Raw genomic sequence first — 18300 nt, 5'->3', positions numbered from 1 at the left:
GGTATATCATGAAACGAACATTATATTTCCTCATCATCACCGCCGGGTTATGCGCCTGCGGGAAAGATATGTTGAACCTGAACGACCCCGGCAATTTCACACCGCAGTTGTTCTATAAAACACAAGCCGATATGGACGCCGCCGTTATTGGCGCCTACGGCAAACTTCGGGACGTATACAACGGGCACTTTTATTTCTGGGGCGAAATACGGTCTGACAATACCGGTTTTTACAATCCCTCCATCGATAAGAACAGCGTAAACCTGCTGATACCGGTACGGGAGAACTACGCTGAAGTAGAAAATTTCTGGAACAGCCTGTACATGGCCATTATAGCCGCCAACGCCATATTGGAGAAAGCAGACGGCGCTGTTTATACAGACGAGAACGTGAAGAAACAGCACATTGGTGAGGCGGAAGTGATCAGGGCGCTCGCCTATTTTTACCTGGCCCGCACCTACGGCGGATATGCGCTGGACGGCAAACTGCTGGGCGTGCCGCTGGTTACCCGGCAGGTAGGCGCACAGGCCGCGAGGGAAATGCCCAGGGCCTCTTTGGAAGATACTTATAAACTGATCACCAATGACCTGGCCGATGCCGTTCAAAACCTGCCCGCCACGGCCCCCGGAGACAACGGCGGCCGTTTCACCGGCGTGTCTGCCCGCGCGCTCCTGGGCAAGGTGTACATGTTCATGGCAGGCTACCCGCTCAACAAGGGCACTGAATATTACACCAAAGCGGCGGCGGAACTGAAGGCAGTGGCCGAAAACTCGGCGCTCAGCCTCGTTCCCAGCTATGTGCAGCTTTTTAATGCGGCCAACAAGAACTCGAAAGAATCTATCATAGAAATACAATACCAGTCTGACCTTACCAACAAGACCGGCAACGCCTTCCAGTCACAAATGTTATCAAATGCCGCCGCCGCGGCGCTGGTACCGGCGGGTGATGCGGGCAGCGGAGACAACAAACCCGCCTCCTCCCTGCTGAGTGCTTACGCAGCGGGCGACCCGCGTAAATCAGTGGCTTTTCGCCCGGGGTATAAAGATGCCGGCGGCGTTTACCGCAGGGAAGCATACGGGCATAAATACTGGCAGAAGCTGGGCGAAGAAAAGTCGAGCGTAGACAGCTATCTCAACTGGAACTGCAACTGGAAAGAAATGCGCCTTGCGGAAGTATACCTCTTGTATGCAGAAGCACTGATACGCTCCGGAGGGGACAAAAACACCGCCCTGCTGTACCTCAACAAAATAAGGGAACGCGCCCGCACTACCAGCAAAACCGAAGACGTCACCATCGGCGTAATAGAAACACAGTTCCCGGATTGGAACACCGGCAACCCGGCTGTTACGCTCAAGGATTATGTGCTGGCAGACTTTGCGTCTGACGCTGCGTTCCTCCTCGCCATCGAGAACGAATCAAGAGTGGAGTTTGCCCTTGAGAACAAACGCTGGTACGACCTTGTCAGGACGCAACGCGCACCGCAGGTAATGCCGCCCGCCCTCGCCGCAGACGAGAACACGAACGTTAGCTGGAACGACCGCGACTATGCGCTGCCCATTCCGCAAAACGCCATGCTCACCGCCCCCGGTGCCTTGACGCAAAATACCGGGTACGTGCAGCTTTAACATCCATTTACAAATATCACCGCCATTGCCTGGCGCCTGTAAAGGCGCACAGGCAGGGCATGCCATTGCAAAAACCATTATCACATGCATGTATACACGAAACTGACGGTTTTTATCGCGCTCCTGCTGTGTTGCCGGCACGGCCGCACGCTTGCGCAGGGAGACGGCTTTATATACAAGAACGGGCAACGCACATTTGTGTTCGGCAGCTATTACCTGCCCGCCGCTGACGACACGCTGAAAGAAATGACAGATGCGGGCTTCAACCTGTTCTCCTGCAGGAACAAGCAGGAGCTTGACCGGCTGCAAAAACGCGGCGTGCAGGGCTGGATGTGGGTGCACCTGCACAAAGGCATAACGCCTGAACTGAAAAAAACCGTTACCGAAAACGCCGGCCACCCGGCGCTGGCCTTATGGAGCGGGCCGGATGAACTGGTATGGAACTTTACCGCTCATAGCAAGCTGTACCGGAAAGAAGGCATTCACAGCGTGCCGGGCGCCTGGAAAAAGCTCACGCCGGAAGCGCTCGCCTACGGCAGGCAACAGGCAGCCTCATTGCTGCCCAAATTGCAGGAAGCAGCCGCCTATGTGAGAAGCGCAGACCGCGGCAACCTGCAGATATGGATGAATGAAGCCGAAGCCAGCGACATGGCGTATGTGGGCGACTATATGAACGCGATAGATATTGCCGGCTGCGATATTTACCCGATCAAGACCAGGCTCCCCGCCGGCAGCACCGCTCCGCGCAAGGAAATACAGATCATCGGCAAAGCCACCCGCAAATGGACCGCCATCAGCCAGCAGAAACCGGTGTGGATGGTGCTGCAGGGCTTTTCATGGAACGAGCTGCTGGCCGTTGAGCCGGAGAACGCAGTGGGCAGGCCGGTAGCCTATCCCTCCTTCGAAGAGTCCCGCTTTATGGCGTATGACGCCATTGCCAACGGCGCAGCGGGTATCCTGTATTGGGATATGCGGTACCTCACGTCTGACCCGTTCCGCCAGTCGCTGTACGGCCTGGCCAGGGAATTCAAAGCCTTGCAGCCCCTGCTGTCAACCGAGCCGAAAGCCGTTACCGTCACCGCCTGGCAGCCGGAACTAAGCGGAGACAACCGCGTGGCGGCCACAGCACGGCAGTATGGCCGGGACTGGATGGTGGTGATCGTCAACAGCGCAGACACGTCCCAGCTTGCCGCCGTTGTGCAGGACCTTCACTTATTGAACGGCCAGCAGCTGGTAGAGCTGTACGGCACGGACGAAGTACAGGTAAAAAACGGACAGTTCGTTACGCGGCTGCGCCCCTTCCAGGTAAAAGTGTTTGCCACCGGCAGAAAATGGGAAACCGCTAATAAAAAAGGCCGCGACTATGCCGGTCAGTAATATTCATGGGCAGCCCGCCCAACGCAACATTAAAACTGATTCAAGATGACCAGAACGCATCAATACGTACGCATCGGCATACTGATAGCGGTAATTGCAGCCATCATACCGGCGTTTGCAAAGCGCTTGCCCGCTACAGCGCAGCCTGTAAATGACCAGCCAGCCGTAACGCTCGTCAACAACGGCAAAAGCAATTACGCCGTAGTGATACCCGCCACACCCGCTGCGCAGGAACAGCGGGCCGCTACGCTACTTCAGCGGTATATCGAAAAAATGTCAGGCTGCAGGCTGCCGGTAGTTACAGCGCTTGCGCCCGGCCAGAAAGGCGTTTTCATCAGGGAAACAGGCGGCCTCCTGTACGACGGGTACAGGATCAACACCCGGCCGGACGGCTCGCTGCACATTGAAGGCGGCAAAAGCCGCGGGTGCATTTACGGCGCGGTGCAGCTGCTCGACAAGTACTTCGGCTGCCGCTTGTACAGCCCGCGGTACAAGGTGATACCCGCCAGTAAAACCCTGCGCCTGCCGGATGTTCACGAAGCAGATTCGTCTGTCAACAACCTCCGCATCGTATTTACGATGAACGAATTCAGCAAAGACGAAGACCTGCTTGACTGGCACCGCACCACCAACCGCTTTCCTCCTTTCGCCGATGACTATTACTGCCACACCTTTACACACAGGCTGGTGCCGCCCGACGTTTTTTATGCCAGCCACCCGGAATATTTTGCCGAAATAGGCGGCCAGCGCATCCGCGATCAGCTTTGCATGTCGAACCCCGATGTAGTGCAGGAAGTGATCAAACAGCTGAAAAAAGACATTCCCCTGCAGCCGGACAGGCTGTATTGGTCGGTCAGCCAGGCAGACGGGCCGTTGTACTGCCAGTGCGCCCTTTGCAAAAAAGCCATTGAAGAAGAAAAAAGCGTGGCAGGCCCCATTATCCGGTTTGTGAACCAGGTGGCCGCGGAGTTTCCTGACAAGATCATTTCCACCCTCGCCTATTATTATTCGCTGGTACCGCCCGCTGTCACCAAACCGCTTGACAATGTGCAGATCATGTACTGCGGCGGAGACCTTGCCGCCTGGGGTAAAATAGCCAAACATATTTACGTATGGGATTATGTGGTCAACTATTTCCACTACCAGAGCCCCTATCCCAGCCTTTTCCTGGCCCAGCCGCAGGTGCAGGACCAGGTGAGCAAAGGCGCCAATGAATTTTTCATCCAGGGGAACATAGATTACGGCATGGAGTTCGCCGAGCTGCGCCTTTACCTCTATTCGCGCATTGCCTGGAACCCCAACGTTGACGTATCGGCCACTATCAACGAATTTCTGAAAGGTTACTACGGGCCCGCCGCGCCACACATCCGCCAATACATAGACCTCATCAGCACGGCTTATGAAAAAACCAAAGCCGTCAAACCGCTGATCATCAACACGCCCCCTTCCTATTACCAGGACACCTATCTGAGCCCCGAAAACCTCAAAGCCTACAACCTCGCGTTTGACGCAGCTGAAGCCGCCGTGAAAGGCAACAGCGTTTTTGCCCGCCATGTGCACCTGGCCCGCATGCCCCTGAACTTCGCTGAAATGGAAATAGCCAAGCACAACATGTACGGCCCCGCAGGCTGGTGGAACAAGGCCGGTACGGTCAGAAACAAGCGGCTGGACGGGCTGCTCAACGATTTCTACAACACCCTTCAACGGGAGGGCATCACCGACATCAACGAGAACCACTACCGCCTCGAAGACTATAAAAAACATACCCTCTTCAGCACGTCCAACAAAGCCGCTACCGGCAACCTCGCCTTCCGCCAGAAAGTGAGCGCTGACATAATGCCACGCGAAAAACAGCACCGGTTTTACAGCGCTGACCTCGGCATGCTGACCGATGGCGCCCGCGGGGACGATGCTACCCGCAACCTGTTCTGGCTCATTTGGCCTGACAAGGAATTTACCCTCACGGTAGACCTTGGCGCTGTGAAAAAGATCTCTTCGATAGACATGGGTACGCTCTGGCGGGACGGGCCTACCATACCGCCCGCATCCGTCCAGTGTTCCGTATCCCGCTTTGCGGACAAAGATTTTTCACCCATCGGCACACAAACGTGGCAGAACGGGCAGGAGAAAAAAGGAGAGGCAGACTGGCGATATGTATATTCTTTCAAAACCGATACGGAAGCAAGATACATTCAGCTGAAAATAACCCGGCATGACCTGGCATTCTCCGGCAGAAAGGCCGGCATGCCCGTCAGCACCTACATAGACGAAATAGAAGTGAGATAACGCAAATACCATTTCATGCACACACATCATAAACTGATACTGCTACCGGCGCTCATTGCCCTGATTGTCAGCAGCTGCAGCACCCGCCGGGGCGTTGAAGGGTTTACCTACACGGAAACCTTTCATCCGCGCGAGCACATTGTACGTAACGATTTTGACTTTGACGGTTTTACTGACCACTGGCACGGCACGCACCAGCAATGGAGCAGGTATGGCAATCTGTTCAAGACCCTTTCCGCCGCGCCGGAAAAAGCGGTGCTGCGCAGCAAGCTGGACGTAGCAGACGACCTCGGCATACCGGGCCTCTTTATGCAGGAGGGTTTTCTGGATGAGCTGCAGGCCGCGCCATATACCGTACTGGACCAACCCGGCCTGCAACAGCTGGAAGATTCGCTGCAGCAAAACAATGTACTGGTCATCACTACGCCCGCTTCCGAAACGGGGCAGGCGCTGGATAAAAAATTCACAGATAACAGCGAAGCATTGCGGTTCATTACCAGCCATTCCGGCAGCAGCGAACGGGTAAATGCCTATGTGCTGAAGAATGGCAGCCGCCGGCTGTTTGTGATATCATCTCCCAACCCGGGCGTTGCCCGCCAGGTGCAGCAACTTTCTACCAGCACCATAGCCTTGCTGAAAAAGTATGACCTGCACCGCGGCTGGTTTGGTGCACAAACGCTCTACAACAGCGTTACCTGCTCACCCGGCCACCCGCTGGAGGTGATCGGCAAGGGCATGAACGAAGGCAACAGCTGGTTCGTGTTTGACGGCTACATGGAGTTCCTGTCTAAAAATGAACTGCGGGACTGGATGGAAAAAGTGACGCTGCCGGTGGTGACAGACGTTGGCGTGGCCGGCCCCTTTCCGGCCATCTTCGCCTGCGAGAACTATGACAGCCTGCAGGTGCAGGCCATGAACGGGCCTGAGTGGTGGGTAGCTTACGCGCACAGCAAAAAAGGGTATGCCTTCCGGAAAGTGTATGATACGCTTGCTGATGCCGCCCACCTGCCGTATGACGGGTACTTTGCCACGGAGGGAGACAAGGAATGGATAGACCGGGACAGCATTCCCTTCGTGTATACCACCGGCCTGCTGGAATCAGGCGCAGTACCCAGCATGGTGCTGTTTCATCCCAAAGGCGAACCTTTGTCTGCCGCCGCGCTGTGGAAAGCGATACTGGACCGGCGGGGCGTAGCTGTATTGGCGGAAGGCAAAATGATGGGCCCGGCCACTTACCGGCATGCGCTCAACATGCTGCTGCTTGACCGGGCATTCCTCGAAAAGTACTTCGGAGACCAGGTAAACATTGAAGCTGCGGTAGACGGATATAACCTGCAGATAACACTCCGGAGCACTTGTCCGCAGGAAATTTCGGGCGCCCTAGACCTGAGGCTGCCGGGCGGGCTGAAAATAGCCGGTGATGCCGTAATACCGGTACAGATACCCGCCGCCGGCACAAAACAGCTCTCCTTCCGCCTGCAGCCAGAAGCCGCCGCCATGGGCGCCGCACACCCCATTGCCGTACATTACAAATGGGGCAACACAAAAAAAAGCACGCTCGCCATGCTGGACCTGCCGCCCACCATTTCCGTACACCGCCTGCTGTATGGGCACACGCCGGTAGTCACGTACCCCGTTGCCGTCCACAACTTCAGTAAAGACACGGCGTTTCCCGTTACTGTTACAGTAATAGACAGCGCACAACCCGCCCGCCCCGTATTTGAAGCGCGCCAAAACTGCACCACCGCCACATCACAATTCAGCAACCTGCAATTCGATCTGAAAGTCCCTCCAGGAAACTATACAGTAAAAGTGACCGCCCTGGGCACGGAAACCACCAGCCAGCTGGGCGTGGGCGCCGCCGCAGGCACGGCAAAACTGACGGAGGCGGACCTCAACAACGACGGCATTAATGAATACATGCTGGAGAACGACAGCGTAAAAGTTACGCTGCTGTCCACCGGCGCACGTATCATCGAATACATCGTCAAAGAGAAGAAAGACAATGTGCTGTTCAAACTATGGCCGGACAAACCGGTAGATGACCGGCGCCCTTTCAGGAAGCAGGAGTTCTACCCCTATGGAGGTTTTGAAGATTTTCTTGGCCAGCCCAGTATTGAAACGGGTAAAAACTACGATGTCACCGTCCTGAAAAAAGAAGGCGACTATGTTCAGGTGAAAATGACGGCAGACTACTACGGCAACAAACTTGAAAAAATATACACGCTGTACGGCAGCTCCCCTTTAGTGGAGGCACGTTTTGCCCTTACGTTTAAGAATCCGGAGCTCAAGATGCTGGGGCCTCAGCCCATGCTGGCGCTTGGTAAAGCGCATGGGCCGGAAGACGTACATATTTTCCCCGACCGCGGCGGGCTGCGCGAGTTCACGATGGACCCAACGAAATATTACGGCAGGGTGTTCTTTCCCCGTGAAGGATGGAACGCCGCATATGACCGTAACGAAGACATCACCTTTGTAGGGGCCTTCCCGGTAGATCAGCCGATTTTTCTGCACCTGTGGATGAACCACCCCTCAAACCCCGGCTCCCACTATTTCTATTCGGAAATGCAGCCCTGGGTACGCATCTACCAGAAAAGCACCATGTATTTCTCGTATTACCTGTGGGCTTCCGCCGGGCCCTGGCAGCGCGGAGTGGCAGCATTGCGGGGCAGGAACCTGGTAACCCTCAGCCACCATTGACCTTTTAAATGATCCACCATGCATTACCCGACAATAAAAACTTATACAACAGGCATATGCCGCCTCCTTTTCGCCGCTGTTATCCTGGCCTTACCGGCCAGCGCGCAACAGCCGGCAAAAACCGGGCAGCTCAACATTACGGATATCAGGCTGGACTACCCCAGCCCTAATATTCCTTACTATCATTTCAAAGCTGTGCTGCAATTGCCCCACCCTTCCATCATAGAAGTGGAGGCCGCCATTGACGGCAAACCACTGCGGGCCACGGACCTGCGGAAAACAGATGGCCTGGAAACGCCGGCACGCCCGCCCATAGCGTCACGGTCTCCCTCCGGCTATAGCATGGCGCAAGACGGGTCTGTGTACGAGCAACCGCAGGTGATAGGCTGGGCGCGGTGGGAACCCGGCAAAACCTATACGGTGCGCCTTACCGTGCGGTTAAAGAAAACCGCCCATGCATCGAAAGATGATGTAATACTCTCTGCCGTCAAAACATTGCGGGCGCCCGCCGGCCCTGCCGTGTTCAGCACCAAATGGAAAAACTACAAAGCCGTGGTGGTGAGCGAAACGGCCGGCATCAGCAGGACCAACGAGCCCGTAAAAGCGCTGCTGGCGTTTTACCCGGACGAGCAGCACGGGCTGGTGAAAGAAGTACGGGTAGTAGCCATAGACCCGGAAACACATGCGGCCACGGAGGTGAGCTCACAGGTGTTTGACGTACAACAGCACCTGCAGGAAGACGACCGCGCGCCGGACAAAAACGGCAAACCCACGCGCGCCGTTCCGCTATGGCTGCCCACCGTCACAGCGCAGGTTGCTTTCTCCGCCACCGTGCCCGCCCGTCAAAGCCGCGTATACCTCATCTACTATAACAATGCGGACGCGCCGGCGCCGCGGTATGGCAGCGATCTGCAAACAACCGGTAAAATGCCCGGGCTGCAGGTACGCAATAACACGTTCTCCCTCACGCTCCACCCCAAATCCGGCCACCTCGATGAAGTGAAGCTGAACAGCCTGCCGCAGGCGCCGCTGTTCCACCACCTGGAAACCAACGGCGCCATACACTGGAACCCGGACGTGTATATTCCCCCACGGCCATGGACGCATACCTCAGACTGGTCTCCGCCGGCCCACATGCATTCGGTAACCGGCCCGGTCATCACCCAAAGCGAAATATGGGGCCCCATGCCCCAGGTGCCGGAAGTAGATGCATCCGTACGGTATGAATTTTTCCCCGGCGTGCCTTATTTCATTGCCAGTACATCCATGCGCATCAACGAAACCGTGAACTGCCTTGCCCTGCGCAACGCCGAAATGGTGTTCAAGCGTGAGCTGATCACCCATGCTGCCTGGTATGATGTGATCAGGGATACCGTAATTACCTGCGACGTGCAGCACATGCCCGACCTGACCGATCTGCGGATGGAAGCCGACGTTCCGTGGATCGCTTTTTACAATGAGACCACTGGTATCGGCTTTGCTGGCATACAGCTCGAATACGCCAACGCGGGCCTTGAATCCGGTCCCCGCTTGCTGAACCCCTTCTTCTATATCACCGCCGGCCCATGGATCTACTGGGCACGCGGGCTTTCGCACACTTACCTTTCTTCCAACATGCAACAGGTAGTACCCGCCATGAAGGGCAGTATGTTCTCTGAAAAATGGGCCTATCTCGTGTACCGCACCAACGAAGGCAGCACACCCTATGCCCCCGTGCAGGCATGGCAAAAACGCCTCCAGCACCCGTTGCGCCTGCAACTGGTGGAAGAAGTAGACCAACGTGTGTCACGGACGCTGGAAGAAGTATATATGAACAACGGCAAAAGCGGATGGGAAGGCAGGCAGAACAAAAAAATGCATGAAGCCGCGAAAGACAGCACCCATACCATAGACACCGCGCCCAGCGAATTTTTCGACTAAACAACTACATATGAAACCATATTATTTCCTCTTCCTGTTATGCGCGGCATGGCTGCCACCCGCCGCCGTTGCCCAAAACGGGAAAGCGAAGATGCCTACCCGGCCCAATATCATCTACATTTATACGGACGATCAGCGGTACGATGCCATGAGCGTAGTGCAACAGGCGCAGGGCATCAAAGCCCGGTTTCCCTGGTTTAAAACGCCGAATATGGACAGAATTGCCAGAGAAGGGGTTCGCTTCAGCAATGCTTTTGTGGTGAGCTCGCTCTGTTCCCCCAGTCGCGCCACGATGCTCACCGGCCGCTACAATCATCTGAACGGCGTTACCAACAATCATACGGAACTGGCGGATACAACAGACACTTATGCCACCGCACTGACGGCTGCGGGATATGTGACCGCTTTTTTCGGCAAGTGGCACATGGCCCGGCAGCAGGGCAAACGGCCGGGATTTACACACTCATTCAGCTTTGTGGGGCAGGGCCGTTACATTGATTGCCCCTTTGAGCTGAACGGTGAACGGGTGGTGGAAACAAAGGGCTGGGTAGATGATGTATCGACAGACAGTGCACTGGCCTTCATCCGCCGCTGTAAAGACACCACTTTCCAGCTGTCGCTCGCCTTTAAATCTTCCCACTACAACTGGACGCCGCCGGAAAGGCTTGCACACCGGTTTGACCATGTACCCCTGAAAAAACCGGCCAATGAAGCGGCGAATGTTGCATACCGCGGCAAGATCGGGGATGGGAGGGCAATACCCCGCCCACCGGCTGCTCCCGCATCGTGGGCGGAAACCAACGATACCATTATCAGGAAATACTTTACCGTGCTGGCCGCAATAGATGAAAACGTAGGCCGCGTGCTGGACCTGCTGGACTCTCTCCACCTCGCGGAAAACACCGTGGTGGTCTATTCATCGGACAACGGGTACTTTCTTGGAGAACGCAACCTGTCTGACAAGCGGGCCGCATACGAAGAATCGCTGCGGGTGCCTTTGCTGGTGCGTTACCCCGCCCAGCTGCCCGCCGGCAAGGTGGTTGACAAACTGGTGCTCAACCTGGACCTTGCGCCCACCTTTACCGAACTGGCCGGTGCGCCAACGCCCGAAAGTTTTCAGGGCAATAGCTGGCTGGCACTAGCCAAAGGCAAACCCGTCAAATGGCGCACTTCGTTCTTTTACGAATACTTTTACGAAACGCCGTATGCCATTCCCACCATCATCGCGGAGCGCACGCAACACGCCAAGCTGATCTATTACCCCGGCCAGCCAGACTGGTCTGAGCTATACGATCTGAAAAATGACCCCGGCGAAAAAAAGAACCTTTACAACAACCCACGGGCAGCGCGGCTGCAAACGGAAATGACGGCGCGGTTCAAAAAAGACTCTGCCGCCGCAAAGTTCTTTATTCCAGCCATTGCAGATAAACCGCCGCTGGATGAACATGGGCGGTATGTGCCGCCTGTTTACCTGCCGGAAGTAAGGAATACAAAGCTTCGGTGACTTGTATGCGGGATTCCGGAAAAGCTGTATAGGTCTGTAGATCTATGCAGCTTTTTCGTTTTTGGGCAAATGACGAAAGACGGGCAATGGGGTTTTCTTAAAGCCTGTAAAGGCATACCGGGGTTTAAAGAGGCGGCGGCTACACTTCCGCAGCAACCTTGGCATATTTGTTCCGGTATTCCACAGGTGTTAGCCCGGTCACTTTTTTAAACGTATCCCGGAAAGCGCGGGTATCGGTATATCCCACATCAAACATTACCTCGCCCACATTTTTCCTGGAAGCTTCAAAGAAGCGCTTGGCGGCTTCTATGCGCACTCTTTGTATATATTCCAGAGGCGTGTTGTTGGTTGCCAGTCTGAACCTCCGTTCAAAGGTCCTGCGTGCGGAATTAACGATGGCGGCCAACTCGTCTATCGTCATTTTTTCGTTGTAATTCTTCTCTATGTACTCCTGGACCTTCATAATCTCCTCATCTGCATGCTTCTTCTGGCCTTTAAACACCGTAAATACAGCCTGGCTGTTGCGGCCAATATCCAGGGCGAAGTTTTTTGAGATCAATACAGCCGTTTCCCTGTCTGAAAATTTCTCAATCAGGTATAAGACCAGGTTCCAAAGGCTGCTGGCGCCCCCGCTGCTGTATATATTGCCTACTTCAGTGATAATAGCGCCGTCTACCACGTCTATGTCCGGGTACCGCGCTCTGAACTCGTCAAGGTAGGCCCAATGCGTGGAACATTTTTTGCCGGTCAGCAAACCCGTTTCGGCCAGCAGGAAAGCGCCCAGGCACAGGCTGGCAACGCTACAGCCCTGTTTGTACAACTTCCGGATGTAAGGGATCGCATCGCTGTTTATTTTTATTCCATCCTCAATACTCCCATATACGGGGGGAATAATCAGCAAATCGGTTTCATTCACATCCTGCAGCAAACGGTCGGTCTTTATGGTATACTCGCCGTCGTTGGCAGATACAAATTGGGTAAGGCCGGCATACTCCACCTGGAATATCGGCTCTTTGCCCAGGGCCGTCAAAAAATCATTGGCTGCCTTAAAAGCCCGGTACGGTGGCGTTACGGCTTCAATAACGCCTTTTTCAGGTGCAAAAACTGTTACTTGCATAGATGCTGAATACTTATTAGTAAAGATAATGCATGGTTGCCGTTTTCACCCCCCTATTTTGACGCATTCATACAACACCGGTTTCCTGTATTTGCCCCATCTTTGCCTTATCAAAATAACCACTAAAATTCACACACATGGCAAAGAAAATATTCATCAACTTACCGGTAACTGATCTTAAAAAGTCAATGGAATTCTACACCAGGATCGGCTTCACCAACAACCCGGCCTTTACGGACGATACGGCGGCCTGCATGGTATTGAGCGAAGAGATTTACGTTATGCTGCTGACGCACAACAAGTTCTCTGACTTCACAAACAAAAAGATCATTGATGCCAAAACGGGCATTGGCGTGATCAACTCTGTTTCGGTTGACAGCCTGGAGGAAGTCAATACCATGGCTGATGCTGCTTTAAACGCCGGCGGCAGCGAGCCCAATTCCCCGAAAGATTACGGGTTCATGCAGCAAAGAAGCTTTACTGACCTGGATGGCAACCACTGGGAAGTATTATACATGGATATGAGCAAGCTTCCCGGTTAATAAAAAAACAACTGAGTGTTGAAAGATCAATTCGCATTCGCAATACATCTGTCCTTTAACGGGAATTGCAGACAGGCTTTCAACTATTACAAAACATGTTTTGGAGGAGAACTGACGGTGCAAACACTGGCGGACATGCCACATTGCAGCGGAATGAGCCAGGAAATGTGCAAGGCGGTTGTATGGGCTACTTTGGAAAACCAGTATTTCAAGCTGGTGGGAACAGACCTGACCGATGACGGCAATATTGTCTCAGGCAACAATGTAAGTATCCTGATAGCATGCGCCTCTTTTACCGAGCGGACGAGACTGATTGGCAAGCTCATAGGCAGAAACTGCTGTTCCATGGAAAATAACAGCCCGTTAGTTAATATCATTGACATGTACCGTATCAACTGGATCCTGAGTGTTAATTAATAAATTATGCAAAAATGAAAAAGACTAAAATCATCTTTTGGGTATCTACGGTTTTTATTTTTCTATTTGAAGGCATCATGCCTCTCAGTACTTTGTTGTTCACACCAGCATATGCCTATGTGGGCACCAGGCCGCTCGGCTACCCTGACTACTTTGCCATCTCACTGATCATTATGAAGTTTTCAGGCGCATTAGCCATATTGCTGCCCGCAATACCCGCCCGGTTAAAAGAATGGGCCTACGCTGGCCTTACGTTCAACCTGCTGTTCGCCGTTATCAGCCACATTGTCGTAGATGGGAACATAGCGTTTATACTCACGCCTGTAGTGGTGATGATCATTCTGGCGCTGTCTTATTTCAGCAGCGGAAAAATGCAAATGGCTTATAGCAAACAAAAGCAGGATGCCAGGGTACTGCAGGGGAGCATTGCCTGAGTAATTAACCAAATTGCATACATCAAACCTGACTAAAATGGCAAAGACGGACTACAAAACAATTGATCAGTACCACGAGAATTTTTCGGGAGACGTACTGGACAGAATGAAAACCATAAGGGAAATCATTCACAATGTGGCGCCTGATGCAGAAGAGACGATCAGTTATCAAATACCGTGTTTCAAGTACCATGGCTATTTGATCTACTACTGTGCATTTCCCAAACACCTCACCATCTCACACCCATATAGTGCGGCATTCTGGGAACACTTCAAGGCAGACCTGGAAGGGTACAAAACAAGCAAATCGGCCATCCAGATCCCCCACAACCGGCCTTTACCAGAGAAGCTGATCAGGAAGATCATTGAGTTCCGGAAAAAGGAGAACCTGGCTGCGGTAAAAGCAGCACGGTAAGCAAAAAAAACGCCTGGGTTGGACCAGGCGTTTTTTTGCTCCCGCAGGCACTTCACCGCGCTGTGACGTTTATTTCTCAAGCAGCGCCGCAACACACCAAAGGTATGGCGCCTGCCCGTGATAATCACCCGTTCTGCGCGGACGGTCATAATAATACTGTTTATCGTTCTTTTTATTGGTCCCCACACAAACTTCAGCAACCGCTCCTTTTTTATCAACATAAGGCACTAAAGCCATCCAGGCTTTCCGGGCCACAGGAGCATACCTTTTAGCATTCAGCCATTTTTGCTTCACGCCTGTAATTAATGCATAAGTAAACATCGCTGACCCTGATGTTTCCGCCCAACTATCCTTTTCATCAATTAACTGATTCCATAAACCGCCAGGTGTCTGATGCGCTTTTAAACTCTCCATCATTGCCTGGTAGCCCTGCATAATACGCGGGCGGTATCTATTATCCGGGGGTAAAAAACGTAGCAACTCTGCCATGCCCGCAGCCATCCATCCATTACCACGCCCCCAGTAAAACGGAACATCCGGGGCATGATAGAACAGGCCATTCGGCCGTTGCAGCTTTTCTAAATAAAGCACCATTTCCTTGGCAGCACGATCAATATAATTCACATCTTTGGTTACTTTATATGCCTGTGACTGTACTATAGTGATCATATACATATCATCGATCCAGAGGCGTGTTTGCCAGGAGAACCCATCTTCCGCCCATGATCTTTCTTTAGTACTGGCGGTTGCAGGAACTTCCCACTGAGTATCGGCATAAGGCAAACCCAGCTCCAAATACTTCGTGTTTTTTGTTATTTGATAAAGTTCCAGCGGCAGGCTGCCAAACATATTCAGATCAACATGATTTTTAACCGGCAAAAGCGCTTTTTCTGTTGTAAAAAGCGGTTGGAATTTTTTTTCTAAAAGATCAAGCAGCACCGCATCATTGGTTAACGATGCAAATTTAAGCGCCCCATTCCAATAGAATGTTTCAGGATAGCTAATCCATTTGCCCGCATGTAATGCATGTTTCGCATCTATAAAACGGTATGCTATTAGCTTACCCACCTCTTCAGGCGTATAACCTTCGGGAAATTTATTCAGACTGCTTTTTTGAGCAAATAAAAGCTGAAAAGGCAATAACAATAATAACGTAAGGATGTGCTTGTACATTATACTTATTTTTTTATCAAACGTCTTTCTGTTCTCCACTATTGATCTTTAAACCTGAATACGGATACTTCTGCCAGACCGGGTTGACGCTGCGTATCGTAGCCGGACCTGGGAGCCAGCCTGAAATACCGGAACTGCTTGCGTTGGGGCAGATCTATGTATTGTTTCAACAGATCGATATTATTGAGGGTAAATACCCCCAGGCTTTCCCAGGAATTATTATCATTACTGATCAGCAACTGCAGTTCCTTTATTTTGCGGTCACCTTCTTTCTGGTTGATGATAACGCCATCAACACCGGATACTTCTCCCATATCTATTGTAACCCAATGTCCGGGATAATCCGTTGGATCGGAAGAATACCGTGCAATCCAGAAAGTAGCCGTATTGTTATCTATCAGGCGGGATGCCAAACGGCCGTTAACAGTTTCCTCCGAGCTAAATGCTGCAATAGTCCATTTAGCCTTGGGGTATATGTATCGCCATTTCTCACCGGAAGGGCGGTTTTGCGGTATGGCAATATTCACCGGGGCACCAAAGTTGGGAGAACCATCAGCGTTCCAGGTAAAACGCTGGATCCGCGGGTTGCGGCCATTATCATCCCCCCCGCCCGGGCGTGTACGTGCATGGTAAATAAGCCAGTCCTCTTTGCCGTCGGGCGATTTAAAAAAGCCATTGTGTCCCGGGCCATAGGCGCTGCTTTCAGCTCTCATGGAAAAAACCGGCTGGTCTTTCTTCGTCCAGTCAGCAGGGTCCATAGGGTCCCCGTTTTCTTTAAGCGTGAGTAACCCCAGGCAGTAGCCATCTACCCAGTAACCGCTGCCTGAATACACCACAAATACCCGGCCCTGTGGATTGATCAGCACCTGCGGTCCTTCATTGATAGGGTTACCCTTCTTTTCCCAATCATAGGCAGGCGAAGCTATGATCACTTTTTCGCTTGAGATGGTCCAGGGATTGCTCATCTTTGCAATATAAATGTGCTGCGGCGGCGCCCCGGCATTACCTCCTGACCAGATCATATACATCTGGCCGTTATGCCGCAATACGGTACCATCGATTGCCCATTGATTGGACGCGTCCGATACTTTCCCCTTTATCAACCAGTTCCCTTCTACAGGAGTGGGCGAAGAGTTCTCCAGCACATACATGCGATGGTTGGCATTCGTGCCGTCATCAGCAGCAAAATAAAAGTACCATTTCCCGTCGATCTCATGAAGCTCGGGCGCCCACAGGTTTTTTGAATAAGGCTGACCGGAGGGGGGTGTCCAAACTTCATGCCTGCGGGCCGATGCAAGCGATGACATATTTCGGGTTTCCAGGATAACCAGTTTGCTGCCCTGGGTATAAGTATAGTAGTATGTCCCGTTTTTTTCGATCACCCAGGGATCAGCACCGCCGGGCATGAGCGGGTTGGTAAACGTACTGTCTATGGTAAATGCGGACAAATCATCTCCTCCGGATGAAGGAGGCGGGTTTTCCGGCGGCGGCGCACCGGGAGTATCCGATGATTTATGGCAGGCATTGCCCATTAATACACCGGCGAGCATGCATACCGCAACTATGAATCGTTTCATATAATGCATTTATATATTCAATTAACCACCTTTTATGTTCTCTTACAGGGCTTAGGGTGCTACACCCAGGTATAACTCCTGTATTTGTACCGTATTGCCCTGTGATGTGTACGATGACTGGTTAAAGCATTGTGCTTTCTGCGCATAGAACTTCAGGTAACGGTAGCTGGATTTTGGCAGGGCTATATTCACAGTCTCCTGCACGGATGCTGTTGCGGCATTGGGAATAGCCACATCTGTTGCAATCACCTCGAAATTTGTACCATCGTTGCTGCCTGATATTTCATCGAATGCGTACCATCTTATAAAGGCTTGCGTAATGTCCCTGTGACGTATTCTAAAGTAATTCACATCCTGTGCGGTCTTCATGTCTACAACAAAATAAATAGCCGCTCCTGACGGCACCGTTACTTTAGTAGTAGTGCCGGATGTTTTACCCGGCCTTACGAGGCAGAAATTGGTGGCGAGATCACCGTCAATGGCAGCCAGCAATGAATTTCCTTCCGGATTGTTGGTGGCTATCATCAGCTCATGAGAGGCCGTCATCGTCCAGCCGGCCCTTGGGTAATCGCCGCTGAAGGGCATTACCTGCACCGTCAGCGTAGCCTTAACAGATGGATTTTTTATGGATGCTGCAGTGATGGTTGCCGTTCCCAACGAAATGCCTTCCAGCAGGCCTTCCGCGTTTACTGAAACCACGCCCGGATCAGAAGAGGTATAATTCAACCCGTCATTTGCATCAGCCGGCGTAAGCGTAATCTGGCCAGGCAAGCTGAGCGTTTCTCCCTTTTTTAGCTTCAGTTCGGATGACATGAATTGGATGCCTGTAGCCGGTACAATAATTTTGTTTACCACTGTTACCGTAAATTCAACATTCTTTCCACCTACTGATATGGTAATGGCAGCAGTACCTTCGGTATTGGCTGTTACCAGGCCATTACCGTTTACTGAGGCCACATCCGGGTTAGCGGAAGAAAAGTTCTCCGCCCTGTCCGTTGCATTTTCTGGCAGTACGGTCACTTTCCAGCCAACATTGAGCGTAGTGCCTTTCAGCAGCGTAACGCCATTGGTGAGCTCTTCGCTTAACGTAATGCTTTCCACGCCTACTTCTCTTACCTCCGGGATATTTTTGCCGCAGCCTGCGAGCAACAGGCCAAACAGCAGGAACGTAGCCGCAAATGCGAATACTTTATTATTGTTCAACATACAATTC

Annotated in this window: 14 protein-coding genes; 10 read left to right on the top strand and 4 right to left on the bottom strand. The window is 52.5% G+C overall.

Annotated features, from left to right (window positions below; all coding sequences use genetic code 11):
- Window positions 1-8 precede the first annotated feature (8 nt).
- The 6 genes from ABDW36_RS08310 (at window position 9) to ABDW36_RS08285 (ending at window position 11412) form a co-directional block, all read left to right on the top strand.
- Window positions 9-1625 (top strand): RagB/SusD family nutrient uptake outer membrane protein, encoded by a 1617-nt coding sequence (locus ABDW36_RS08310; protein WP_343701419.1) that lies wholly within the window; start codon window positions 9-11, stop codon window positions 1623-1625.
- 84 nt (window positions 1626-1709) lie between these two features.
- Window positions 1710-3002 carry a hypothetical protein gene (locus ABDW36_RS08305; RefSeq protein ID WP_343701418.1) on the top strand — a complete coding sequence of 431 codons (1293 nt, stop codon included), beginning with the start codon at window positions 1710-1712 and terminating at the stop codon, window positions 3000-3002.
- Between the two features lie 45 nt (window positions 3003-3047).
- Window positions 3048-5288, top strand: a complete 2241-nt coding sequence (locus ABDW36_RS08300; protein ID WP_343701417.1) for a DUF4838 domain-containing protein — start codon at window positions 3048-3050, stop codon at window positions 5286-5288.
- Window positions 5289-5303: 15 nt separating this feature from the next.
- Window positions 5304-7988 (top strand): hypothetical protein, encoded by a 2685-nt coding sequence (locus ABDW36_RS08295; protein ID WP_343701416.1) that lies wholly within the window; start codon window positions 5304-5306, stop codon window positions 7986-7988.
- Between the two features lie 18 nt (window positions 7989-8006).
- The gene (locus ABDW36_RS08290) at window positions 8007-9908 is read left to right on the top strand and encodes a hypothetical protein (protein WP_343701415.1); all 1902 of its coding nucleotides are present in this window, start codon (window positions 8007-8009) and stop codon (window positions 9906-9908) included.
- 10 nt (window positions 9909-9918) lie between these two features.
- Entirely contained in the window at window positions 9919-11412 is a 1494-nt protein-coding gene (locus ABDW36_RS08285; protein ID WP_343701414.1) for a sulfatase, read from the top strand.
- A gap of 139 nt (window positions 11413-11551) precedes the next feature.
- Here the strand turns inward: ABDW36_RS08285 and ABDW36_RS08280 are convergent, their stop codons facing one another.
- Window positions 11552-12529 carry a helix-turn-helix domain-containing protein gene (locus ABDW36_RS08280; protein ID WP_343701413.1) on the bottom strand — a complete coding sequence of 326 codons (978 nt, stop codon included), beginning with the start codon at window positions 12527-12529 and terminating at the stop codon, window positions 11552-11554.
- A 137-nt stretch (window positions 12530-12666) separates the two neighbouring features.
- Between ABDW36_RS08280 and ABDW36_RS08275 the strand changes: the two genes are divergently transcribed.
- Genes ABDW36_RS08275 through ABDW36_RS08260 form a run of 4 tightly spaced genes read left to right on the top strand, consistent with a single transcriptional unit; the run spans window position 12667 to window position 14337 of the window.
- Window positions 12667-13071 (top strand): VOC family protein, encoded by a 405-nt coding sequence (locus ABDW36_RS08275; RefSeq protein ID WP_343701412.1) that lies wholly within the window; start codon window positions 12667-12669, stop codon window positions 13069-13071.
- Window positions 13072-13089: 18 nt separating this feature from the next.
- Window positions 13090-13488: a hypothetical protein gene (locus ABDW36_RS08270; protein ID WP_343701411.1), complete on the top strand. Its 399-nt coding sequence runs from the start codon at window positions 13090-13092 to the stop codon at window positions 13486-13488.
- Window positions 13489-13502: 14 nt separating this feature from the next.
- Window positions 13503-13922 (top strand): DoxX family protein, encoded by a 420-nt coding sequence (locus tag ABDW36_RS08265; RefSeq protein WP_343701410.1) that lies wholly within the window; start codon window positions 13503-13505, stop codon window positions 13920-13922.
- Window positions 13923-13959: 37 nt separating this feature from the next.
- Window positions 13960-14337 (top strand): DUF1801 domain-containing protein, encoded by a 378-nt coding sequence (locus ABDW36_RS08260; protein ID WP_343701409.1) that lies wholly within the window; start codon window positions 13960-13962, stop codon window positions 14335-14337.
- Between the two features lie 69 nt (window positions 14338-14406).
- On the opposite strand, the gene ABDW36_RS08255 is transcribed toward ABDW36_RS08260, so the two are convergent.
- From ABDW36_RS08255 to ABDW36_RS08245, 3 genes are read right to left on the bottom strand one after another with little or no spacing between them, the layout of a single operon-like run.
- Window positions 14407-15510, bottom strand: coding sequence for a glycoside hydrolase family 88 protein (locus ABDW36_RS08255; RefSeq protein WP_343701408.1), 1104 nt, complete (start codon window positions 15508-15510; stop codon window positions 14407-14409).
- Window positions 15511-15548: 38 nt separating this feature from the next.
- A complete protein-coding gene (locus ABDW36_RS08250) occupies window positions 15549-17087 on the bottom strand; it encodes a family 43 glycosylhydrolase (RefSeq protein WP_343701407.1) in 1539 nt (512 codons plus the stop codon).
- A 51-nt stretch (window positions 17088-17138) separates the two neighbouring features.
- Window positions 17139-18293 carry an Ig-like domain-containing protein gene (locus ABDW36_RS08245; RefSeq protein WP_343701406.1) on the bottom strand — a complete coding sequence of 385 codons (1155 nt, stop codon included), beginning with the start codon at window positions 18291-18293 and terminating at the stop codon, window positions 17139-17141.
- Between the last annotated feature and the right edge of the window lie 7 nt (window positions 18294-18300).

This window comes from Chitinophaga sp. (genome assembly GCF_039596455.1).
GTDB lineage: Bacteria > Bacteroidota > Bacteroidia > Chitinophagales > Chitinophagaceae > Chitinophaga.
The sequence above is the reverse complement of the archived record's forward strand: the minus strand, read 5'-3'. Positions and strand labels throughout refer to the sequence as shown.